This window comes from Pseudomonas sp. C8002, from assembly GCF_013385765.1.
GTDB lineage: Bacteria > Pseudomonadota > Gammaproteobacteria > Pseudomonadales > Pseudomonadaceae > Aquipseudomonas.
On the sequence record NZ_JACAPJ010000003.1, the window covers coordinates 40449 to 62290 of the forward strand.

The following is a 21842-nucleotide window of genomic DNA, read 5'->3' on the forward strand; positions in this document are numbered from 1 at the left end:
ACGGCTGATCACACTTTATTGAAGGTCGACCTCACCAACGGTTCTAAGCCCATGGCGATCATCGGCTTGTTGCGTTTGTAGCGCACCAGGCGCTCCGACAAGGACTGCGGCAGCAACGTGTCCTGGGTAAAACCCAGGCGTTGATAAAAGCCTTCCAGGTCCGGATGGCACAGCAGCCACACCGTGCCTTCAACGCTTGCGACCGAGGCGCGAATCAATTGCGCCGCCAGCCCCTGGCCACGCAGCGCCGGGTCGACAAACAGCCCGGTCAACCACTGCCCACCCACCACCGGCGTCAGGCACAGGCCCGCGACAATCTCGCTGCCCCTGGCCACCCACAACTGGCCACCCTTGAGGGCCGTCATCGGTGAGTTATGGCTGCGATAGAACTTGTTCAGCAGCGGCCACAACGGCTCTGCCAGTCGGTCGATGTGCAACTCGGGCATGGTTTTCAAACACGCGAATCCAGGGGGTGCAGATTATAAGTCGGGCAAAGCGCCTTCTGTTGGGCAATCGGTGTTATACCCAGTGTTACATCCCCTGTAAGTGGAGCACGCATCATGGCCAAAGGTCTGAATTCCAAGAAAGCTGACAAGAAAAAACCGGCAAAGACCGCCGATGAAAAACGCGCCGAGAAAAAGGCCAAGAAAACCGACAGCAACCTGTTCGGTCATTAAGTTCTAAGCTAAGCACCAAACGATCTGCAAGATTTTCCCGCCCCATTGCACAGAGCAGGATGAAGCCGACTTTTTCGTCGGCCACGCCTGCCCTGAGCTGCCGATGTCCAACTACCTTGATGAAACCCAGCGCCGGGAAATCGAAGCCCTGGCCCAGACCTTTACCGCCCGCACCGAGTGGCCGACCTGGCTGCTGTTGATCGGCGTCTATGCCGGCTGGTTTGCCGTGATCCTCGCCAGCCGCTGGCTTGGCCTGTGGCTGAGTACCGCACTGTTGATCCCGCTCGTGACGCTGTGGATGTCCCTGCAACACGAACTGCTGCACGGCCATCCCACCCGCTTCACTGCTTTGAACAAACTCCTCGGCTACGCACCGTTTGCCGTCTGGTACCCCTACACCCTGTACCGCAACTGCCACCTGGTGCACCACAACGACGAAGACCTGACGGTGCCCGGTGTCGACCCGGAAAGCCGCTACCTGAATCAGCGGCAGTGGGATGACAGTTCGCTGTTCGAGCGCACCTTGCATTGGCTGACCAAGACCGTCCTGGGGCGCTTCCTGTTGGGTTCGCCGCTGGCGCTGTGGAAGCTGGCGCGCAACGAGGTCAGGCGCCTGCGCAAAGGCCAGCGCCAGGCGTGGCTGATGTGGCTGAGCCATGGCACCGTGACCGTGCTGATGCTGACCTTCATCGCCCACTACAGCGTGCTGCCGGTGTGGCACTACGTGGCGCTGGTCAGCGTGCCGGCCTTGTCGGTGGCGGCGATCCGTTCCTACTATGAGCATCGCCCGCACCCACAACCGGAACAGCGCACGGTGCTTAACGAAGCCGCCTGGCCGTGGACCTGGCTGTTCCTCAACAATAACCTGCACCTGGTGCATCACGACTTGCCGAAGCTGCCGTGGTATTTGCTGCCCACCGTGTACCGCGCACGGCGTGAACAATGGGTGGCGCGCAGCGGCGGGTTCCTGGTGCAGGGTTACGGCCAGTTGATCGGCCGTCACGGGCTCAAGGCCATCGACAGCCCACGGCACCCCTTTGCCTGAGAGACGACCATGAGTGACCGCTACGCCGAACTGCTGATGTACGTGGCGCCGCAGCAGGTGCAACAGGCCAATGAGCGCTGGCTTTCGCGCATCCTTGAGCGCCTGGGCGCGACCCGCCGCAAGGCTGATCATCTCGACCTGCGCAGCCTGTGGCGTGCGCCGCAATTGCTGCTGACGCAAACCTGCGGCTACCCGCTGATGACCGAGCTGCGCGGGCAAGTCCAGGTGATTGGCCGCCCGCGCTACGAATTGCCCCATAGCAGCGGCGGCCAGCATTGCAGCCTGCTGCTGACCCGCGACGACAATCCCCGCGTTGCCTTGGCGGACTTCCAAGACAGCCGCGGTGTGATCAACGGCCATGACTCCAACAGCGGCATGAACCTGCTGCGCGAACGCCTGGCGCCGCTGCAGCAGGGCGGTCGGTTCTTTGCCGAAGTCGGCATCAGCGGCGCCCATCGCGAAAGCCTGCGCTGGTTGCGGGAAGATCGCGCCGACCTTGCCGCCATCGACAGCGTGACCTTCGACTACCTCGCCCGTTTTGCGCCAGAGGAAGTGGCCGGGCTGAGGATCGTCACCCGCAGCGCGCCCAGCCCGACGCTGCCTTACATCAGCGCGCCGGGCTCAAGTGAACACCTGCGGGAGGTCATGAACCTGGCCTTGCAGGATCTGCCCGAAGTGGTGCAAACCCTCGGCGTACACGAAGTGCTGCCCGCCACCGAAGCGGATTACCAGGTGCTGCTGGATTACCGGCAGCAGGCTGAAGCCTTGGGTTATCCACGCCTCCAATGATCGTTCCCACGCTCCGCGTGGGAATGCATCCTGTGACGCTCTGCCTCACGATTTCAAAGCAGACGCAGAGCGTCCAAGGTGGCATTCACACGCAGAGCGTGGGAACGATCGGTTATATAAAAATACCTTTTAAATATTATTAAAGAATAAGCAGCCTTGCTAGGATCGCTCCACCGGAACACCGGACATAACGCGCAACCTACTCAGATGGAGCCACTATGTCCGGCGCCGACACTTCTCACAGCGATTACGTGGGCGGATTGTTCCGCAGTCATTACGACTGGCTGTGCGGCCGTTTGCACCGCCATCTCGATTCCCGTGCCCACGCCGAAGATATCGCCGCCGACACCTTCGTCCAACTGTTGAGTTCCCCGGGCGTGGCGCCGATCCGCCAGCCACGCGCCTTGCTCACCACCATCGCCCAACGCCTGATGTACCAGCTGTGGCGCCGCCGTGACCTGGAGCGCGCCTACCTCGACGCCCTCGACCAGGACGAAACCTCTCTCGCGCCATCCCCTGAGGATTTGGCGCAGATGCTCGAAGCCCTGCAGGCCATCGACCAGTTGCTCGACGGCTTGCCGGCCAAGGTCAAGGCGACCTTTCTGCTGTCGCAACTCAATGGCCTGACCTACCCGGAAATCGCGGCCGAGCTGGGCATTTCCCTACGCTCGGTCAGCGACTACATGACCCGTGCCGTCAACCGCTGCCTGCGGCTGTGCTTGGAATGAGCGACGACCTGATCGACAGCGCCACTCGCTGGGTGGTGTTGCTGCGCTCCGGCGAGGCGAGTGCCGCCGACTGGCAGCGTTACCATCAGTGGCGCGCCGCAGACCCGCGTCACGAAGCCTTGTGCCAACAACTGGAAACCCGCCTCGGTGTGTTTCAAATTCCGCAGGCCCAAGGCGTCAGCGGCAAGGTATTGCAGCAGGCACTGGACGCGCCATCCAGCCGCCGCACCGTATTGCGCGGCGCCCTGGTGGGCGCTGGCCTGGTGCTGGGCGCCGGTTGGCTGGCCCGGCCGGTGGTGGAGGATTTGACCGCCGATATCCGCACCGGCACCGGCGAACGGCGCACTGTAGCGCTGGCGGATGGCAGCGAGTTACTGCTCAACGCCCGCAGTGCCGCCGACATCCAGTTCGACCCACAACACCGCGTGGTGCGCCTGCGCGATGGCGAGTTGCTGGTGAAGATTGCCAGGGACAGCAACCGACCGTTTTTCATCCAGACCAATCAAGCTCGACTGCATGCCTTGGGCAATCGCCTGTTGCTGCGCGAGCGCGAAGGGCAGGGCCATGTGGTGGCGCTCAACGGCGCCTTGGAGATCGACGGCCAGAACGGCGAACGCCTGCAACTGGAGGCCGGGCACGAGGTAACTTATGACCGCTTCGGCTTCGGCCCGGTGCTGGCCAGTTCCTCGGGGGCGACGGCGTGGATCGACGGTTTCCTGCAAGTGCGCGACCGCCCGCTGGTGGAAGTGATCGACGCACTGCGCCCGTATCACAACGGTGTGCTGCGCCTCGATCCGGCGGTGGCAGGGTTGCGGGTCAGCGGCCTGTACCGCCTCGACAATCCCGACCAGATCCTCGACACCCTGGCACGCACTCTGCCGATCCACATCACCCGCCGGACCGGGTTGTGGGTGACCGTCAGTGCCGCCTGAAAACGGTTCACCTCGGTCAATGTGGGAGCTGGCTTGCCTGCGATGCGAGCACCTCGGCCTCGCAGATGTACCGCAGCGATACCATCGCAGCCTCGCTAAAGCTCGACAGCTCCCACAGTTGACCGCGTCGTTTCCGAATGTCGGTTCTAACGACATAACCAAACGATCTGCAAGTTTTCCCCCGGCCATCCCACATCACTCCCGTAAGCGCTGCGGGGAGCAGCGCTCAGGAGTTTCCTTGGGGGGAGCCAACGTGAGCCCATTCAACCGTACACCGCTTCGAACCTTTGCCCTGGTGCCGTTGGCCAGTCTGTTCCTGTCTTTCGCTGCCAGCGCCGAAGAGGCGCGCCAGGTCTACCACATCGCGCCCGGCCCGCTGGACGAAGTGCTGCTGAACATCAGCCGCCAGAGCGGCCAGGTGATTTCCTTCACGCCACAATTGGGCAACTATTCCTCGGCGCGGGTCGACGGTTCGCTGTCGGCGCAACAGGCGGTAGACGCCGCGCTCAAGGGCACCGGCCTGCAAGTCCAGGTCAGCCCGGACGGTGCATTCATCATCAAGGAAGGCGCCAAAGTCGCGCCTGCCAGCAACAGCATCAAGGCGCAAACCGCCGAAGCCCAGGCGCCGACCCTCGACCGTGTGGTCGCCATCGGTACCCGTCGCAGTGACGCCACGGCCCTCACCAGCAGCGCCCCGGTGGATGTGATCAACGCCGAAGAACTCAAGCAAACCGGCGCCACCAGCCTCAACCAGGCGCTGTTCCAACTGCTGCCCTCGTTCAACTTTCCACAGAACAACAGCGCCACCCGCGGCCAGGATCCGAAAGGCGCCTCCCTGCGCGGCTTGTCCCCGGACCAGACCCTGGTGCTGATCAACGGCAAGCGCCGGCACACCTCGGCGGTGGTGAACATTTCCGGTGGCGTGCCGTTCATTGGCGCGCAGCCGGTGGACCTCGACATGATCCCCATCAGCGCCATCGACCACGTCGAAGTGCTGCGCGACGGTGCCTCGGCGCAATACGGTTCGGACGCGGTGGCGGGGGTGGTCAACATCGTGCTCAAGGAGCGCGACAGCGGTGGCGGCATCAACACCCAACTGGGCAAATACGCCCAGGGCGACGGCTTCAGCAAAACCACCGATGGCTGGTACGGCATCGGCTTGCCGGGGGATGGTTTCCTGACCCTGAGCTTCAACACCCTGAACAACAAACCCGATGACATCGGCGACAAATACGTCGCCGATGGCCAGGTACAAGACCCGCGCTGGGGCGGTGCCGGGCGCGACAAATACAACCTGGCGGCCAACGCCGAAATCGGCTTGAACGACCAATGGCGCCTCTACAGTTTCGCCACCTTCGGCCAGGACACTTCGGTAAACAACACGCCGCCGCTGCTGGCCAGCAGCCCGAACAACGTGGCCGGGATCTACCCCAACGGCACCATCCCGAAATACCGCTATCGCTATGAAGACGGCGCCGTCACCGTCGGCACCCGCTATGAAGACGAGAGCATCGGCCGCTTCGATTTGAGCGCCACCTATGGCCGCGACGAGCACGACGAACTGGCTTTCAACACCGTCAACCCGAGCTACGGGATCAACAGCCCGACCAAGTTCAACGTCGCCACCCTGGTCAACGACCAGACCAACATCACCCTGGATTACGCCAAGGATCTGAACGTCGACTGGTCGAGCCATCCACTCACCGTTTCAGCGGGCGTCGCCTACCGGCATGAGCAATACCGGCTGGAGGCCGGCGACTACGATTCCTATTCCTACGGTGGCATCGACGGCGTGCAGGTTGGTGCGGTGCAGGCCTCGGGCCTGACCCCGGACGACGCCGGCACCTTCAAGCGTGATGTGGGCGGCGTGTATTTCGGCCTGGAAAACCAGGTCACCGACAAGCTCCAGGTGGGCATTGCCGGGCGTACCGAGCACTACTCGGACTTCGGTTCAGCCACCACCGGCAAACTCTCGGCGCGCTATGACTTCACCCCGAAAGTCGGCCTGCGGGCCACGGTCAACAATGCCTACCACGCGCCCAGCCTGGGCCAGATCGGCACCTCCTGGACCACCACCACCAACCTCGACGCCAACGGCAACCCGGTGCTGACCCGCATGCTGCCGGCCGACAACCCGGCCGCCCGTGCCCTCGGTGCGCAGCCGCTGAAGCCCGAGAAGTCCACCAACTTCTCCCTGGGCCTGGTGCTGCGCCCAACCGACCAGGCCTCGCTGACCATCGACGCCTACCAGATTTCGATTCGTGACCGCCTGCTGTTCAGCGGTGGCATTTCCGGGCCGCTGGCCGAGCAGATCCTCAAGGACGCCGGCTACGGCCAGTACTCCTGGGCGCAGTTCATGACCAACGCCGCCGACACCCGCACCCGCGGCGTCGACATCGTGGGCAAGTACAACCTGGACCTTGAGCAGTTCGGCAACCTGAACCTGTCGGCGGGCTACACCAAGGCCCGCACCACTATCGAAAAGGTCCACGAAAACCCCAACGGCTTCGAAGTGCTGACCCGTGAATCCCGTGGCTTCCTGGAGCACGGTTACCCGGAAGACAAGCTGGTGTTTGGCGCGGTCCACAAGCTCAACCAATGGACCATCGCCCTCAACGAAACCCGTTACGGCAAGTACCGCAAATATGCGTCCAGCGAAGCCAACGCCCAGTACGACCAGACCTTCGGCGCGCAATGGACCACCGACCTGGACGTGAACTACGCCTTCACCAAACAACTGCGGGTGTCGGTGGGCGTCAACAACCTGTTCGACAGCAAGCCTGACGACTACAACACCCGTTTGCGCCAGACCCCGGGCCAGCAATACAGCTACCTGTCGCCGACGGCGCCGGAAGGGGCGTTTTACTACACGCGGCTCAGTTATGACTTTTAAACCCTGATGCAAAACCTGTGGCGAGGGAGCTTGCTCCCGCTGGGGCGCGTAGCGGCCCCAAGCACTTTGGGCCTGCTGCGCAGTCCAGCGGGAGCAAGCTCCCTCGCCACAAGAGCACTCTTCATGGAATCACCACGAGGTAACACATGAAAACAATCAAGAACCTGCTCGGTGGCTCGCTATTGGCACTCACCGTCCTGGCACAATCAGCCACGGCCGCCGAACCTGCCAAACCGATCCACTTCGGTGACATCACCTGGGAAAGCGGCAGCCTGATCACCGAAGTGCTGCGCCTGATCGTCGAGAAAGGCTATGGCCTGCCCACCGACACCTTGCCCGGCAGCACCGTGAGCCTGGAGGCCGCCCTGGCCAAGGACGATATCCAGGTGATCGGCGAAGAGTGGGCCGGGCGCAGTCCGGCGTGGGTCAAGGCCGAAAGCGAAGGCAAGGTGTTCGGCCTGGGCGACACCGTCAAAGGCGCCACCGAAGGCTGGTGGGTGCCGGAGTACGTGATCAAGGGCGACGCCGAACGGGGCATCAAACCCCTGGCCCCGGAGCTTAAATCCGTCGCCGACCTGGCCCGCTACAAAGACGTGTTCCGCGACCCCGAAGACCCGACCCGTGGGCGCTTCCTCAACAGCCCCACCGGCTGGACCTCGGAGATCGTCAACAGCCAGAAGCTCAAGGCCTATGGCCTGACCGACACCTACGTCAACTTCCGCACCGGTTCCGGCGCGGCGCTGGATGCCGAGGTTGCATCCTCGATCCGTCGCGGCAAGCCGGTGCTGTTCTACTACTGGTCGCCGACGCCACTGCTGGGGCGCTTCAAGTTGATCAAACTGGAAGAACCACCGTTCAACGCCGAAGCCTGGAAGACCCTGGCCGACGCCAACAACCCGCACCCCATCGGTACTCGTTCGATGCCAGCGCACCTGGCGATTGGCGTGTCGGCGCCGTTCAAGGCGCAGTACCCGCAACTGGTGACGTTCTTTGAAAAAGTCGACCTGCCGATTGACCTGCTCAACGGCATCCTCGCGCAAATGGCCGAGAAACGCACCGCGCCGCGCCAGGTGGCCGAAGCGTTCCTGAAAGAACAGCCGCAGGTCTGGCAGCAGTGGGTGCCGGCGGACGTCGCGGCCAAGGTCAAGGAGAGTCTCTGATGCGCAAGTTCATCGCAGCCACACTGCTGGCACTGTGCGCCGGGCCGCTGCTGGCGGCAGAACCGGCCACCCTGCGCGTCGGCTACCAGAAAAGCTCGGTGAGCATGGTGCTCGCCCGTGAGCATCACCTGTTCGAGCAAGGGTTGCCGGGCACCAAGGTCGAGTGGATCGAATTCCTCGGCGGCCCGCCGCTGATCGAAGCCCTAAATGGCGGCAGCATCGACATCGGCAATATCGGCGACATCCCGCCGATCTTCGCCCAGGCTGCCGGCATCGACATTCGCTACATCGGCGTCGAGCCCAATGACGGGCGCACCGAAGCCATCCTGCTGCCCAAGGACAGCACCGTGCAAAGCGTGGCCGAACTCAAGGGCAAGCGCGTGGCGTTGCTCAAGGGTTCCAGCGCCCACAACCTGTTCCTCAAAAGTTTGCTGCGTGCCGGCTTGCAGTGGAAGGACGTGAACGTGGTGTACCTGTCGCCCTCCGACGGCCGTGCCGCGTTTGAACAAGGCAAGGTCGACGCCTGGGTGGTGTGGGACCCGTACTACTCGGCGGCCGTGGTGGACGGTTCGGCGAAGGTGCTGGGGGATGGCCAGGGGCTGAACCCGGCGGGCAGTTTCTTCATCGCCAGCGGGCCGTTTGCCAAGCAGCACCCGCAGGCGATTGCGGCGATTCTCAAGGTGTTTGCCCAGGCGCAGCGGTTGTCGCTGGACCAGCATGACGAAAGCGTCGCGCTGATGGCCAAGACATTGGGCTTGCAGCCGGCGGTGGTGGAGAGTTACTTCCAGCACCGCTCGCCGACGCCGAGCCGGCCATTGGAAGCGGTGGATATCGCCAACCAGCAACGTACGGCCGACGCGTTTTTTGCCAACGGCCTGATCCCGAAAAAGGTCGATGTGCAGCAGGTTGTGTTCAAGGCCCCTTAACTTGATCCCTGTGGCAAGGGAGCTTGCTGTGGGGGGAGTTTGCTGTGGCAAGGGAGCTTGCTTTAGGGAAAGAGCTGTTGTGGCGAGGGAGCTTGCTCCCGCTGGGCTGCGTAGCGGCCCCAAAAAAAGCGGGAGCGCTGCGCACTCCAGCGGGAGCAAGCTCCCTCGCCACAGCAAGCTCCCTCACCACAACAAGCTCCTTCGCCACAACAAGCTCCTTCGCCACAACAAGCTCCCTCCCCAAAGCAATCTCCCTCACCCCATAAAAGCATCTTCAGCATCGACCTTCGCAACCCATCAGTGAGCAGACCATGCAACCGATCTACATCGACTTCCTCAACGGCCTGGACATCGACGAACTGGCCCTGACCAACGACGAAATCCTCAACGCCATCGAATCCAGCCTGGCGATCCAGGGCCGCAGCGAGGCGGTGATCGAGCCGCGCATGCACCTGATTCCCGGCGGTGAAATCAACGGCCACTTCAACGTGCTGCGCGGTGTATTGGGCGGCGCAATCGGCTACGCCGGGGTCAAGGTGGTGGGCGACTTTGTCGATAACTACCGCAAGGGCCTGCCCTCGGAACTGGCGATTCTCAACCTGCTGGACCCGGCCACCGGCATCCCCAAGGCCATCCTGGACGCCTCGGCGATTACCGACATGCGCACCGGCGCCGTCACCGCCATCGGTGCCAAATACCTGGCCCGTCCCGACAGTAAAGTCCTCGCGCACATCGGTGCCCGTGGCACGGCGTATTGGAACGTGCGGCTGCTGGACCACCTGTTCGACTTCGACGAAATCCGCGTGCACTCGCGCCGCAGTGAAAGCCGCGAAGCCTTCGCCGAACGCCTGCGCCGCGACCTCGGCAAGCCGGTGATTGTCACCGACGACTGGGAGTCCACGGTGCGCGGCGCCGACATCGTGGTGGAAGCTTCACGCCTGGATCAGCCGCAACCGTTGCTGCACACCGAGTGGATCAAGCCCGGTGCCTTCGTCGTGCCCTACGGCACCATGAGCGCGGTGGAACTGTCGTTGACCGACATCATGCACAAGCTGGTGGTGGACGATTGGGGCCAGTGCAAGGGCGGGATGTTCGGCGCATTGCGCGCCCATGTCGACGCCGGAAAACTCAGCGCCGAGACCTTGCATGCCGAGTTGGGGCAGATCGTCGCCGGCTTGAAGACCGGCCGGGAAACCCCCGAGGAAACCATCCTGTTCTGGCACCGTGGCTTGAGCCTCAGCGATATCGCCCTGGGCCACGCACTGCTGGAAAAATCCAGACGCCTGGGGATCGGCCAGCGGTTGCGCTGGGCATGATTCACTTCGATCCCGCCGGTTTGACGATTGAGGATTTGCTGTCGATTGCCCGCCAAGACGCACCGGCTGACTTCAGCGATGCGGCCCGCCAACGTATCGACGAAGGGCATCGACTGTTGCTGCGCCTTGTGGCTGAAGGCACGCCGATTTACGGGGTGACCACCGGCCTCGGTGCGGCGGTGGATACGCAGGTTGCGCCGGTGCAGGCAAACATTCCTTTGGGGCGTGCGGTGGGCGTTGGCCGCCTGGCCAAGCGTGAGGAATTACGCGCGATCACCGCAGCCCGCTTGGCCGGGTTGGCCCAGGGGCGTTCGGGTATTTCGCCGGGTGCGGCGCAGGCGCTGTTGGCTTTACTCAACTGCGGCATGGAGCCCGCGGTGCCGTTGCTCGGCTCGTTGGGCGAGAGCGACCTGGCGCCGTTGGCGCATTTGAGCCTGGCGCTGAACGTGCCATTGACGGGCAAGGATGGCCTGGCGCTGGTGTCGGCCAACTCCGCGAGCATCGGCCTTGGCGCGTTGCTGGTGGCCGAGGCCGAACAGGCATTGCAGGCCGTGTTGGCGGGGCTGGCGTTGTCGTGTGAAGGCTATCGGGCCAACCTCAGTCCGTTCCAGCCTTGGGCTTCGCGGTTGCGCCCGGCGCCGGGGCAAAGCGGGCAATCAGCGGCGTTGCTGGAGTTGCTGGCGGGCGGCGAATTGGCCGATAACCCGCGTCGGCTACAGGACCCGCTGAGCTTTCGCTGTGCCACGGTGGTTCAAGGCGCGGCACAACAGGCAGTGCAGGCGTTACGCGAGTTGATCGAACTGGAACTGGCCAGCGGCGCGGACAATCCGGCGTTGATCAGCGAAGACGTGTTGGTGCTGGCCACGGCCAATTTCGACAGCACCCATCTCGCGCTGGCGGCCGAAGGCTTGGGCCTGGCGTTGAGCCGCGTGGCGGTGTGCAGCGCCGAGCGGATTGCCAAGTTGCTGTCGCCGGCCTCCAGTGAACTGCCGCGCTTTCTGATCAACCAGCCCGGGCACGTGGGCATGGCCGCCTTGCAGCGCACCGGTTCGGCGTTGGTGGCGGAGATCGGGCACTTGGCCAATCCGATCCCGGCGGTGAGCGTGCCGGTGGCGGATCGCGTGGAAGATTATGCGGGGCAGGCGCTGGCGGTGGTCGAGAAAACCCGGCAACTGGTGCAGCGCGTGGTGTGGCTGGGCAGCATTGAGTTGATCGTGGCGGCGCAGGCGGTAGACCTGCGCGGCACGGTTCAACTGGGGCAGGGCACCCGGCGTATTCATCAGGCGGTGCGCCGCCAGGTGGCGCACCTGGATCAGGACCGTTCGGGGTCGGTGGATGTGTTGGCGTTAAGTGCATTCATCGAAAACGATGGCTTGAAACCCATTCTCTAAAACTATGAAGACCCAATGTGGGAGCTGGCTTGCCTGCGATAGCGGTGTTGGATTCACCATCGCTATCGCAGGCAAGCCAGCTCCTACAGGTTGATCGCATTTCAGGTCATGGATTTTCAGCGGCCAGGGCGGCAATCACCGCCGGCCGCTCGCCGACACGCTGCTGAAACTTCGCCAACGCCGGCCACTGCTGCAAGTCGATATCAAACAACCCCGCCCAGCGCAGCACCACAAACAGGTACGCATCCGCCACTGAGTACTGCGCGCCCAGCAGGTAATCCTGGCGCTCCAGGGTCTGTACCAGAATCGCAAAACGCTTGAACAGCGTGGCCTTGAACAGCGCCTTCACCTCATCGGGAATCGCGTCCTTGAACAACACTCCCAGCCCGCCATGAATCTCGCTGGAGACAAAGTTCAGCCATTCCTGCAAACGCACCCGCTCCCAGCTGCCATTGGCCGGCGCCAGGCCCGCTGCGGGTACCCGGTCGGCCAGGTATTGCAGGATGGCCGCGCCTTCGGTCAGTACCTCGCCGTTGTCCAGTTGCAGTGCGGCCACATAGCCCTTGGGGTTGATCTGCAGGAAATCATCACCGTCAGCCGTGAGCTTTTTCTGGTTGTCGACGCGAATCAATTCAAACGGCAGGGCCAATTCCCGCAGCGCGATATGGGAGGCGAGGGAACAGGCATTCGGGGAAAAATACAGCTTCATCGGGGCAACTCCGCAGGACAGTTGCCTTCAGTCTCGTGGGCATGGCACCTTGGGTAAAATTAATCTTTCAGAATCCTGCCATAAGGACAGCTACTGCCATGATGAACCTGATGCACTGGCGCCTGCTGGTGGCCGTGGCGGACAACGGCAGCATCACTGCCGCCTCCGAACGAGTGGGCATGACTCAGTCCGCCGCCAGCCAGGCGATGGCGGCCATGGAGGCCAACCTCGGTGCGCAGTTGTTTGTGCGTGAGGCGCGTCAGACCGTGCCTACCGCCCTGGGCCTGCAAGTGATCGAGCAGGCGCGGGTGATGTTGGAAGCGTTGCAGGCGATTCGCACCACCGTGGACGAAGCGCGGCCGATGCTGCGTGGGACGATTCGCATCGCGAGTTTCCCCATGGTGCTGGCGGTGTTCCTGCCGCCGCTGCTGCGTCGGTTCAACCAGCTTTATCCCGGCATCGAGGTCACGGCCCTGGAAGTGACCGACGATGAAGTGAACACCTTGCTCGACGCGAATCTGATCGACCTGGGCGTGGTGCTCAACCCGCCGTCCGAGCGCAATGCCGCCGTGCTGGGGCGCGATAACTGGGTGGCGGTGCTGCCGATGGCCCACGGGTTTTCCCGGCGCCCGGCGCAGGCAACGGTCACGCTGGAAGAGTTGGTGGAGCAACCGTTCGTGCTTGCCACCGGCGGCTGCACCGTCAACGCCCGCAGCCTGGCGCAGGAAGCCGGCCTGGTGCTGCGCGAGGTGCGGGTGGAAGTGCGCGAATGGAACAGCGCTTTCAGCCTGGTGCGTGAAGGCGTGGGAGTGACGCTGGTGCCCGAGATGACCCTGCCGGCCCAGCGCCAAGGCTTGCGCATCATGCCCCTGGCGGAGCCGGTGCATCGCGAGTTTGCGTTGGTGACATCACGCCACCAACCGCCCTCCGCAGTGGTTAATGCTTTGTTGCAAATGCTGGCTGACTAGTGGCCTTGCATAGCGCCAACGCCTGTCTATGCTCACCCAGAACCGTTGATGACGCTCGGCATATAAAGCGTTTCGGATAGGTTTCCCCATAAAGGTCTTCGATCTAGATTCAAACCGTGAATGGAATGCGCCCGCGTGGGCGTCGGGAAAATAAAGGGTGATCTGACATGTTCAACCGCCAACACAAATCCGACCTGCTGGAAATCGAACGTTTCTCCTGCGCCCTTACCGAAGCCAAAGCCAAATTGGCCGCCATCAGCCGTTCCATGGCAATGATCGAGTTTGATCGCGACGGCATCGTGCTGGATGCCAATGAAAATTTCTGCAAGACCATGGGCTACCGCGCCGAAGAAATTCGCGGCAAGCATCACCGGATTTTCTGCGAAGAGGCCTACACCCACACCGACGCCTACGCCAAGCTCTGGCGCGACCTGGCGCGGGGCGAGCCCCTCAGTGGCACCTTCATGCGGTTGAACAAGCATGGTCAGGAAGTGTGGCTGGAGGCCAGTTACATGCCGGTAATCGGTGCCGACAACCAGGTGCAAAGCGTGATCAAGGTGGCCTCGGACATCTCGGCGCGGATTCACCGCGAGCATGAAAACCAGAGCCTGATCGACGCCATCGGCCGCTCCATGGCGGTCATTGAATTCACCCCGCAAGGCCAGATCCTGAATGCCAACGACAACTTCCTGAAGACGGTGAAATATTCCCTCAGTGAAATCGTCGGCCAGCACCACAGTCTGTTTTGTCATCGCGGTGAGACCGATTCGCCGGCCTACAAGGCATTCTGGGCCTCGCTCAATCGCGGCGAATATCACTCCCACCGGTTTGAGCGCAAAGACAAATTCGGCCAAACGCTGTTCCTGGAAGCCTCCTACAACCCGATCTTCGATGCCAACGGGCGCCTGTACAAAGTGGTGAAGTTCGCCAGCGACATCACCGACCAGGTCACCACCTTGCGCACGGCTGCCGACTCGGCTCACGCCACCTCGGTGCAAAACGACGCCTGCGCCCGCAAGGGTTCGGAAGTGGTGCAGCAGACCGTGCAGATCATCGAAGAAATTTCCCGTGACCTTAACGAAGCGGCCGTGAGCATCGACGCAGTGAGCAAGCAGTCGGACATCATCGGCACCATCGTCCAGACCATCCGCGGCATCGCCGACCAGACCAACCTGCTGGCGCTGAACGCCGCAATCGAAGCGGCCCGAGCGGGCGAGCATGGGCGCGGGTTTGCGGTGGTGGCGGATGAGGTGCGCAGCCTTGCGGCGCGAACCAGCCAGGCGACGATCGAAATTGTGGATGTGGTGCGCAAGAACCACGACCTGTCGATCAGCGCGGTGTCGAGCATGCAATCGAGCCTGAGCCGCACGGGGCTTGGGGTGGAGCTGGCGAATGAGGCGGGGCAGGTGATCCTGGAGATTCAGGAAGGGTCACGGCATGTGGTGGATGCGATCAGTCAGTTCAACTCGACACTGCAATTGCAGTAACACCGCAGATCAAATGTGGAATGAGCTTGTGTGGGAGCGTGCTTGCTCGCGAATGCGGTGTGTCAGTCAGCACATGGATTGACTGACACACCGCATTCGCGAGCAAGCCCGCTCCCACATTTGGTTTGTGGTGTGGCTTAGATCGCAGCCAGGGTTTCTTTCACCGTCTGCGCCTGCGGGTCAGCGGTTTTCGCCGCTACCTGCTGCGCCTGTTGGTCCTTCAGGCGTGCGGCGACTTCCTTGGAAATAGCATCCTGCTTGTCCTGAGGCATGTTCTTCACATCATCCTCGGTCAAACCCTGTTCCTTGAGCAGTTGCTCGCGGATGCGCTCAGCCGGGCTTTTCTTCATGTAGTCGGTGAAGTCACTGCGGGCCGACGTGGTGGAGTCAGTCTTGGCCGTATCGGTGGTCGAGGCGGTTGCGGTGGTGGCTTGCAACTGCACACGGGTCTTGGCGAAGGCGGCATTGATGTTGTCGGCAGTGGCGTCGGCCGCTGCCTGTGTGGTCGATACAGTGGTAGTGCCCTGTTGCACGTTTTGCGCAGCACCGCTGTACAGCGCGCTGGCCGCGGCGTTGGCCGGGTCCATGTCTGCGCGCTTGATGCGTTGGATCGTCGACTGAGCCTGGGGGTTGTTGTTGATCAGCATGATCAGGACACCTGTGGATGTGGGCGGTGCCACAGGTGGAGCAATTAGCGTGCCCAGTGGTATGGCCCCGTGTTTACGGGGCTTTGGGCCGCTACCGTCGGCAAGCGTTGGCGTGCCGCCGGCCATTGTTTGCCGCTAGTGGGCAATGTTCTCCAGCGCCAGGTTGCGGGTGCGCGGGCCGAACCAACTGATGGTGATCATCACGATCAACATGCTGCTGGCGATAAACGCCAACACGCCGGGCGTGCCGAGGTGTTCGAGGATCACGCCGATCAACAGGCTGCTGAACACCGTCGACAACCGGCTGAACGAATAGCAGAAACCCACCGCCCGGGCGCGGATGTTGGTGGGGAACAGTTCGCTCTGGTAGGAGTGATAACTGAAACTCAGCCAGGCGTTGCAGAAGGTGATCATCACCCCGCAGATCACCAGGCCCACGGCGGTGGTTTGCAGCGCGAACAAACTGCCGAAGATCACCGCGCCGAGCGCCGAGCCGACAATCTGCCATTTGTTCTCAAACCGGTTCGCCACCTTCACAAACAGCAGCGGCCCCAACGGGTAGGCGAGGGTGATGATGAAGGCATAGCCCAGGCTGTGAGTGACGCTCACGCCCTGGCCCGAGAGCAGGGCCGGCAGCCAGTTGCCGAAGCCAAAAAAACCGATGGCCTGGAACACATGAAACACAATCAGCATCAACGCCCGGCGCCGGTACGGCGGTTGCCAGATATCGGCGAAGCGCCCTTGGCCCTGCACGCTGACGGCTTGCGGTTCCGGCTCATCGAGTGGCTTGCCGTGGTCTTTCCGGCAGCGCGCTTCGAGGTTGTCCATGATCTGCCCGGCTTCCTCGAAACGGCCTTTTTGTGCGAGCCAGCGCGGCGATTCCGGCAGGCGCTTGCGCAGTTGCCAGATAAACAGCGCAAATACCGCACTGCTCACCACTACCCAGCGCCAGCCGGAAATCCCGAACGGTGCCTGGGGTACCAGCCACCACGACATCAACGCCACCGCCGGCACCGACAGGAACTGGATGAAAAACGCAAAGGCAAACGCCGAGCTGCGCATGCGCTTGGGCACCAGTTCCGAGAGGTAGGCGTCGATGGTCACCAGTTCGATGCCCAGGCCGATGCCCACCAGGAAACGCATGCAGATGATGCCCAGGGCGGAGGTCTGGATACCCATCAACACGGTGGCGACGGTGTACCAGATCAACGCAAAGGTGAAGATCGCCCGGCGCCCGTAGCGGTCGGCAATCGGGCTGAGCAGGCTGGCGCCGAGGAACAGGCCGAGAAAGGTCGCCGAGGCAAAGGCCGCCTGGTCGGAGAAGCCGAATACGCCCTGGCTGCCGGTGTGGAAAATTCCGTCACTGATCAGGCCGGGGCTGATATAGGCAGTCTGGAACAAGTCATACAGCTCGAAAAAGCCGCCAATCGACAGCAGCGCCACCAGGCGCCAGACAGTGGCGACGGCGGGCAACCGATCAATGCGCGCGCTGATGTGCGCGGCGCGGATCGGGTCGATACCGTCTGCAAGAGAGGGTGAAGACATGGGCAGAAGACTCAGTAAGTGATCGGGATCTCGAATTCCTGGAACGCATCATCCACCGGTTGGTAACCCAGCACACGGGTTGTTTCGCTGAGGTCCAGGCGTTTGAAACGGTTATTGGAAATGCCATGGGCGATCAGGTGTTTCACCCCGATGGTTTCCACCGAGCGTTGCAGCAGTTGCACGGCGTCGCGGGGGCTGAGCCAGGCGCTGAGATCGCGGGCGTTGTTCAGGTCGTGGGTTTCGGGGAATTCAAACGCACCGATGCGCAGGGCGATGGTGGAGAGCGGGGTTTTGGCCGCGTAAAAACCGCACAGGGCTTCGCCGTAGCATTTGCTCACGCCGTACAGGTTGGCGGGCAATACAGGCATGCCCGGCGTGATCTGCCGGTCTACCGGGTAGCCTTCGATGGTCTGGGCACTGCTGGCGAACACCAGGCGCTTCACACCTGCGGCCACGGCGGCTTCGAACAGGTAAGTGGTGGCCAGGATATTGTTGGGCAACAACTCGTCGAAGGTCGCGCTGGCGTGGGGGATGCCCGACAGGTGCACGATCACGTCAATCCCGTCGAGCAGGGCGGCGAGGGCGGTTTTGTCGCTCAGGTCGGCGTGGATGAAACGGTGCTCGCCGAGGGCGAAATCCGGCTCGATGCGGTCGGTGAGGGTGAAGCGGTAGCGGTCTTTCGACGCTCCGAAAAACGTCTTGCCGATGCGGCCACAGGCGCCGGTGAGTAGTACGTTGAGTCCGTTCATTGTGTAGTCCTTGTTTTTAGTTGTGGCCGTCGAGGGCGAAGGTTTTGAAGCCGGGGCGTTGGCTGAGGGTTTCGTAGTAAGCGCTGACCGCCGGGTAGGACGGATGCTCCATGGGCGTCATCCACCAGCGGTGCACCGACAGGCCGATGAGGATGTCGGCGAGTGTGAAGTCGTTACCGGCGACGTAGGCGCCGGTTTTGATCAGTTGCTCTTCAAGCAGGCCCATCTTGTCGTTCCAGCTTTTTACCCCGGCTTTGATGCGTTGCGGGTCCTGGTAGTCCGGGTTCTTGCGTACCAGAGCGTGGAAGGCGTAGCCCCACGACGGGTTGAGTTCGGTGGCTTGCCAGTCCATCCATTGCTCGACCCTCGCACGGGCGACCGGCTCGGTGGGCAACAGGTCGTGGCGTTGGTGCAGGCTCACGAGGTAGCGGCAGATGGTGTTGGATTCCCACAGCACGCCGTTGTCGTCGATGATCACCGGGACTTGGGCGTTGGGGTTCAGGGCCAGGAATTCGGGGGACTGGGTGGAGGCGAAGCCGATGCCCCAGTCTTCGCGGTCGTAGGGGATATCCAGTTCCTGGCAGGTCCACAGGACTTTTCGCACGTTGATGGAAGAAGTGCGACCGAGGATTTTCAGCGAATGGCCCATGGTGCTTTCCTGACGAGGGTGAGAAGGCAGGGGGCAATTTAGCAGGGGCCAGAAGGCACGGCGAGGTTGTTAAGTGGGCAGGATCAAAAATGTGGGAGCGGGCTTGCTCGCGAATGCGGTGTATCAGTGATGGAAAGCTCGGCTGACACACCGCATTCGCGAGCAAGCCCGCTCCCACAGTTTGACCGCGTGCGGTCTGTCAGATCAGTGGTGATTCCTGGTCCATCAGCTTGCCCATCAGCAGTACGCCCAACTCACTCAATTGGTGAATCGCCAATGCCGTGTCGCGGTCTTTGCCGGTGAGTTCATCAGACAGGTCGAGCAATAATGTGCTGACCGAGGAAAACGTCTCGTAGCTGTTGGCGATCAGGCTTTCGCTGCTGGCGTCGGGGCTGACGGTGAATAAGGTGGGGGGATTTGGAGTTGCTTTGAACATAGGTAGGATCTCTAACTGGGCCACCACCTGATCGCTACTAAACGAAAGGGTGGCGGCTGCACGCAGGTTAGTAGACCGGTAGACCCACACAAAAACCCGGCGCGCCACGAGGGCGCCCTGCGCACAGCCACCATCAAGCACAGACAGGTAAGTCCGACAGATGAAGCTCATGCACATTTGTATGGGGCTGCTCGGGCTACTAAACCCGATCACTGAGAAATTCAGCGACCGGGCAACCTTAGAGAGCCCTACCCAGGCGCACAAGCCGGCGGATTCTGACGTACCTGTAGGTAACGGAGCAAGGCGCTGCCATCAACACCAGCCACTTCCTACAGCTACCGCCTGTATGCGTTCGCGCAGTGTCAACCCAAACCGGTTCGGTTTGTACATTACTCATGAATGCCTTTGGTAAAAAAATTGAAGTCGCCGGCAAACTTCCTAGCTACGCCAGTAAATTCGAAAGTTCCGGTTATATGTCCAGGTATTGTAATAATTGTGACGTGGTATTCGCCTGACTCTGAATCCCAGAAGACCGGATTATTATCGGGTTCGTGCATGTAGTAGGCGGCGCCGTCAGCGTTGAATTTGCCCGAAAATGAACCTTCCTTGGCAGGCAGGAGAAGCGTAATAAGCTGAACTCTTCCTAATCCATCAACATACCGGCCCGAAAACCACAGATCGCCCTCGCCATAAGAAAACTCGATGCTGGTAGCCTCGAAAGGTCCATCTACGGATTGGCTAACATTAAATATTCCCCTTGCGGGCGCTACGTTATTTCTTTCATGTTTCATGGTCGAGGTGCTCCATCTAACGTGCAGTTTGCTATCTCTTCTTGCTGGATAGTTGCTTGATTAGAGGAGCCCCTCACAGGTTTGTATACTGTCAGAAGTTACAGTGGATTTTCATGCTCGCAGGGGCTAGCGTAGAACGTTTTACCGGTGGCCCCCTATGAGTCTCTCCTTACAGGACCGGTCTAGGTACTCTCGCGCACCTTCAACTCAAACCCCATGTCCACCACCGGTCGGGCGATCTTGTTGCCGGCCATCACCGTCAACAAATGCTCTGCCGCCCGCCGGCCAATGGCTTCGCGCGGGGTGCTGATGCTGCTCAAACGCGGCACCATGAACGAGGAAGACGGCAGGTCATTGAAGCCCAGCACCGAGATCTGCTCCGGCACCTTGATGCCATGGCGCAGCGCTTCCAGCAGCGCACCTTGAGCCAGGTCGTCGTTGCCAAAGAAGATCGCGTCCACATCCGGATGGCTGGCCAGCAACTGCAGGAACAGCTCACCACCCAGGCCCAGCGACGATGGCCGTGGCGTCAGCACTTCCAGCGCCGGGTCGTACAACCCCGCCTGCTGCAACGCCCGGCGAAAGCCTTCGCCGCGCAGCAAAGTCCGCTGGTCCAATTGCGCGCCAATGTAGGCCAGGCGCTTGCGACCCCGTGAGATCAAATGCGCCGCCGCTGTTTCCCCGGCGTTCAATTGCGAAAATCCTACGCAGTTCAGTCCGGCGCCCGGGTCCAGGTCCATCATGTACACACACGGCACATTGCTCGATTCCACCATGCGCCGGGCACTTTCCGTACGGTCAAACCCGGTCAGCAGCAAGCCCCGTGGCTGGTAGGCCATGTAGTTGCGCAGCAGGTCTTCTTCTTCGTCGCGGGAATAGTGGGTGTTGCCGATTAGCACTTCAAAGCCCTTGGGCCGCAGCACCTGGTGGATGGCTTCCAGGGTTTCGATAAACAGCAGGTTGGACAGCGACGGCACCAACACCACCACCGACTGGCTCTGGGCAGATGCCAGGGCACGGGCGGCCGGGTTGACCACGTAGCTCAGTTCGGCGGCTGCTTTTTGCACTTTTTCCACCAGTTCGGTGGCCACGGTGCTGATGCCGCGCAAGGCCCGGGAGGCGGTAATCGGGCTGACGCCAGCCAGGCGGGCCACTTCATTGAGGGTAGGGCGGCCCGTGGTGCGGGTATTTTTATCGTTCTTGGGAGTCATCAGGCGGCTTGCCAAACAAAAATCGAGGCACTAAGGTAGCGCTGTCTCCAAGACCCTGCAAATCCTTGAACGCCGGGATGCCTGTTCCCGTTCAAACCTTTGGAGCAGATGCACGCGTCACTCCATAAAAATGACAAGACGGCGCGGGAAAAGCCTGTTTTTGCACTAGCCTTACAGCGTGCAAAGGTAGCGCTATCTGCGTCTTGAGGTGTTTCATGAGTCAACCTGTTACTGCCCTCGTGATCATGGGTGTTTCCGGCTGTGGCAAGTCCAGCGTCAGCGAGGCCCTGTGCCTGCTGAACGGTGCCACCGCCATCGAAGGCGACAGCTTTCACCCCGCCGCGAACATCGAAAAGATGAGCGCCGGCCATCCCCTTAACGACGAAGACCGCGCCGGCTGGCTCGACATCCTGTGCGATGAACTGCGCCGCTCGCTTAAGGCCGGCGAGCATCCGGTGCTCACCTGTTCGGCCCTGAAGAAGAAATACCGCGACCACCTGCGCGAAGCCGCGCCGGGCCTGGGGTTTGTGTTTCTGGAGCTGACCCGCGAAGTCGCCGCCGACCGTGTATCCCATCGCCCCGGCCATTTCATGCCGGCCAGCCTGATCGACAGCCAGTTCGCCACCCTGGAATCCCCGGTGGGCGAGCCGTTGACCCTGGCCCTCAACGCCAGCGTAGACAGCGTCGAAGAACTGGCCGAGCAAACCAATGCCTGGTGGCTCGAACACGGCTTTGAACCAAACAAATAATTTTTTGCCGGACAAGATAGCGCTGTCCGCCTGCACTGAATTTT

Annotated in this window: 20 protein-coding genes and 2 pseudogenes; 13 read left to right on the forward strand and 9 right to left on the reverse strand. The window is 61.8% G+C overall.

Going from position 1 to position 21842, the window contains the following annotated elements; genetic code table 11:
* Positions 1-8 precede the first annotated feature (8 nt).
* A complete protein-coding gene (locus tag HX814_RS03485) occupies positions 9-446 on the reverse strand; it encodes a GNAT family N-acetyltransferase (RefSeq protein ID WP_177008487.1) in 438 nt (145 codons plus the stop codon).
* 334 nt (positions 447-780) lie between these two features.
* Between HX814_RS03485 and HX814_RS03490 the strand changes: the two genes are divergently transcribed.
* From HX814_RS03490 to HX814_RS03530, 9 genes are all read left to right on the forward strand, one after another.
* On the forward strand, positions 781-1722 hold the full coding sequence (locus HX814_RS03490; RefSeq protein WP_177008471.1) for a fatty acid desaturase: 942 nt from the start codon (positions 781-783) through the stop codon (positions 1720-1722).
* 9 nt (positions 1723-1731) lie between these two features.
* Positions 1732-2511, forward strand: coding sequence for a phosphate/phosphite/phosphonate ABC transporter substrate-binding protein (locus HX814_RS03495; protein ID WP_177008470.1), 780 nt, complete (start codon positions 1732-1734; stop codon positions 2509-2511).
* Positions 2512-2729: 218 nt separating this feature from the next.
* Positions 2730-3239, forward strand: coding sequence for a sigma-70 family RNA polymerase sigma factor (locus HX814_RS03500; protein WP_177008469.1), 510 nt, complete (start codon positions 2730-2732; stop codon positions 3237-3239).
* Positions 3236-4171: a FecR domain-containing protein gene (locus HX814_RS03505; protein WP_177008468.1), complete on the forward strand. Its 936-nt coding sequence runs from the start codon at positions 3236-3238 to the stop codon at positions 4169-4171. The genes HX814_RS03500 and HX814_RS03505 overlap by 4 nt, the downstream gene beginning before the upstream one ends.
* A gap of 253 nt (positions 4172-4424) precedes the next feature.
* The gene (locus HX814_RS03510; protein ID WP_177008467.1) at positions 4425-7064 is read left to right on the forward strand and encodes a TonB-dependent receptor; all 2640 of its coding nucleotides are present in this window, start codon (positions 4425-4427) and stop codon (positions 7062-7064) included.
* A gap of 146 nt (positions 7065-7210) precedes the next feature.
* A complete protein-coding gene (locus tag HX814_RS03515) occupies positions 7211-8224 on the forward strand; it encodes an ABC transporter substrate-binding protein (protein WP_102369755.1) in 1014 nt (337 codons plus the stop codon).
* On the forward strand, positions 8224-9150 hold the full coding sequence (locus HX814_RS03520; protein ID WP_087693173.1) for an aliphatic sulfonate ABC transporter substrate-binding protein: 927 nt from the start codon (positions 8224-8226) through the stop codon (positions 9148-9150). Before HX814_RS03515 ends, HX814_RS03520 begins: the two co-directional genes overlap by 1 nt.
* Before the next feature lie 311 nt (positions 9151-9461).
* Positions 9462-10466, forward strand: coding sequence for an ornithine cyclodeaminase family protein (locus HX814_RS03525; RefSeq protein WP_134327210.1), 1005 nt, complete (start codon positions 9462-9464; stop codon positions 10464-10466).
* Positions 10463-11857: an aromatic amino acid lyase gene (locus HX814_RS03530; RefSeq protein ID WP_177008466.1), complete on the forward strand. Its 1395-nt coding sequence runs from the start codon at positions 10463-10465 to the stop codon at positions 11855-11857. The genes HX814_RS03525 and HX814_RS03530 overlap by 4 nt, the downstream gene beginning before the upstream one ends.
* Positions 11858-11963: 106 nt before the next feature.
* On the opposite strand, the gene gstA is transcribed toward HX814_RS03530, so the two are convergent.
* Entirely contained in the window at positions 11964-12566 is a 603-nt protein-coding gene (gene gstA, locus HX814_RS03535; RefSeq protein WP_008431610.1) for a glutathione transferase GstA, read from the reverse strand.
* A gap of 98 nt (positions 12567-12664) precedes the next feature.
* Between gstA and HX814_RS03540 the strand changes: the two genes are divergently transcribed.
* The 3 genes and pseudogenes from HX814_RS03540 to HX814_RS31660 all read left to right on the forward strand — a co-directional run.
* Positions 12665-13534: a LysR family transcriptional regulator gene (locus tag HX814_RS03540; protein WP_177008465.1), complete on the forward strand. Its 870-nt coding sequence runs from the start codon at positions 12665-12667 to the stop codon at positions 13532-13534.
* A 272-nt stretch (positions 13535-13806) separates the two neighbouring features.
* Positions 13807-14430: pseudogene (locus HX814_RS31655) on the forward strand (PAS domain-containing protein); the annotation flags it as partial.
* A 165-nt stretch (positions 14431-14595) separates the two neighbouring features.
* Positions 14596-15021, forward strand: a pseudogene (locus HX814_RS31660) (methyl-accepting chemotaxis protein); the annotation flags it as partial.
* A 137-nt stretch (positions 15022-15158) separates the two neighbouring features.
* On the opposite strand, the gene HX814_RS03550 reads toward HX814_RS31660, so the two are convergent.
* The 7 genes from HX814_RS03550 to HX814_RS03580 form a co-directional block, all read right to left on the reverse strand.
* Positions 15159-15668: a hypothetical protein gene (locus HX814_RS03550; protein ID WP_177008464.1), complete on the reverse strand. Its 510-nt coding sequence runs from the start codon at positions 15666-15668 to the stop codon at positions 15159-15161.
* 135 nt (positions 15669-15803) lie between these two features.
* Positions 15804-17213: an MFS transporter gene (locus HX814_RS03555; protein WP_177008463.1), complete on the reverse strand. Its 1410-nt coding sequence runs from the start codon at positions 17211-17213 to the stop codon at positions 15804-15806.
* Between the two features lie 11 nt (positions 17214-17224).
* On the reverse strand, positions 17225-17962 hold the full coding sequence (locus HX814_RS03560; RefSeq protein WP_177008462.1) for an NAD(P)-dependent oxidoreductase: 738 nt from the start codon (positions 17960-17962) through the stop codon (positions 17225-17227).
* 16 nt (positions 17963-17978) lie between these two features.
* Entirely contained in the window at positions 17979-18611 is a 633-nt protein-coding gene (locus HX814_RS03565) for a glutathione S-transferase family protein (protein WP_177008461.1), read from the reverse strand.
* A 199-nt stretch (positions 18612-18810) separates the two neighbouring features.
* Entirely contained in the window at positions 18811-19047 is a 237-nt protein-coding gene (locus HX814_RS03570; protein WP_177008460.1) for a DUF6124 family protein, read from the reverse strand.
* Positions 19048-19436: 389 nt separating this feature from the next.
* The gene (locus HX814_RS03575; protein ID WP_177008459.1) at positions 19437-19838 is read right to left on the reverse strand and encodes a hypothetical protein; all 402 of its coding nucleotides are present in this window, start codon (positions 19836-19838) and stop codon (positions 19437-19439) included.
* A gap of 182 nt (positions 19839-20020) precedes the next feature.
* On the reverse strand, positions 20021-21052 hold the full coding sequence (locus HX814_RS03580) for a LacI family DNA-binding transcriptional regulator (RefSeq protein ID WP_167665540.1): 1032 nt from the start codon (positions 21050-21052) through the stop codon (positions 20021-20023).
* 212 nt (positions 21053-21264) lie between these two features.
* Here HX814_RS03580 and HX814_RS03585 point away from each other — a divergent pair, with 212 nt between their 5' ends.
* On the forward strand, positions 21265-21798 hold the full coding sequence (locus HX814_RS03585; RefSeq protein WP_008431624.1) for a gluconokinase: 534 nt from the start codon (positions 21265-21267) through the stop codon (positions 21796-21798).
* Positions 21799-21842 lie beyond the last annotated feature (44 nt).

Excerpts from the sequence above, each read along its gene's own strand:
- HX814_RS03490 (WP_177008471.1), top strand. The coding sequence starts at position 781 with ATGTCCAACTACCTTGATGAAACCCAGCGCCGGGAAATCGAAGCCCTG.
- HX814_RS03515 (WP_102369755.1), top strand. The coding sequence starts at position 7,211 with ATGAAAACAATCAAGAACCTGCTCGGTGGCTCGCTATTGGCACTCACC.
- HX814_RS03575 (WP_177008459.1), bottom strand. The coding sequence starts at position 19,838 with ATGAAACATGAAAGAAATAACGTAGCGCCCGCAAGGGGAATATTTAAT.
- HX814_RS03495 (WP_177008470.1), top strand. The coding sequence starts at position 1,732 with ATGAGTGACCGCTACGCCGAACTGCTGATGTACGTGGCGCCGCAGCAG.
- HX814_RS03485 (WP_177008487.1), bottom strand. The coding sequence starts at position 446 with ATGCCCGAGTTGCACATCGACCGACTGGCAGAGCCGTTGTGGCCGCTG.
- HX814_RS03550 (WP_177008464.1), bottom strand. The coding sequence starts at position 15,668 with ATGCTGATCAACAACAACCCCCAGGCTCAGTCGACGATCCAACGCATC.
- HX814_RS03505 (WP_177008468.1), top strand. The coding sequence starts at position 3,236 with ATGAGCGACGACCTGATCGACAGCGCCACTCGCTGGGTGGTGTTGCTG.
- HX814_RS03530 (WP_177008466.1), top strand. The coding sequence starts at position 10,463 with ATGATTCACTTCGATCCCGCCGGTTTGACGATTGAGGATTTGCTGTCG.
- HX814_RS03570 (WP_177008460.1), bottom strand. The coding sequence starts at position 19,047 with ATGTTCAAAGCAACTCCAAATCCCCCCACCTTATTCACCGTCAGCCCC.
- HX814_RS03555 (WP_177008463.1), bottom strand. The coding sequence starts at position 17,213 with ATGTCTTCACCCTCTCTTGCAGACGGTATCGACCCGATCCGCGCCGCG.
- HX814_RS03520 (WP_087693173.1), top strand. The coding sequence starts at position 8,224 with ATGCGCAAGTTCATCGCAGCCACACTGCTGGCACTGTGCGCCGGGCCG.
- HX814_RS03560 (WP_177008462.1), bottom strand. The coding sequence starts at position 17,962 with ATGAACGGACTCAACGTACTACTCACCGGCGCCTGTGGCCGCATCGGC.
- HX814_RS03525 (WP_134327210.1), top strand. The coding sequence starts at position 9,462 with ATGCAACCGATCTACATCGACTTCCTCAACGGCCTGGACATCGACGAA.
- gstA (WP_008431610.1), bottom strand. The coding sequence starts at position 12,566 with ATGAAGCTGTATTTTTCCCCGAATGCCTGTTCCCTCGCCTCCCATATC.
- HX814_RS03540 (WP_177008465.1), top strand. The coding sequence starts at position 12,665 with ATGATGAACCTGATGCACTGGCGCCTGCTGGTGGCCGTGGCGGACAAC.
- HX814_RS03565 (WP_177008461.1), bottom strand. The coding sequence starts at position 18,611 with ATGGGCCATTCGCTGAAAATCCTCGGTCGCACTTCTTCCATCAACGTG.
- HX814_RS03500 (WP_177008469.1), top strand. The coding sequence starts at position 2,730 with ATGTCCGGCGCCGACACTTCTCACAGCGATTACGTGGGCGGATTGTTC.
- HX814_RS03585 (WP_008431624.1), top strand. The coding sequence starts at position 21,265 with ATGAGTCAACCTGTTACTGCCCTCGTGATCATGGGTGTTTCCGGCTGT.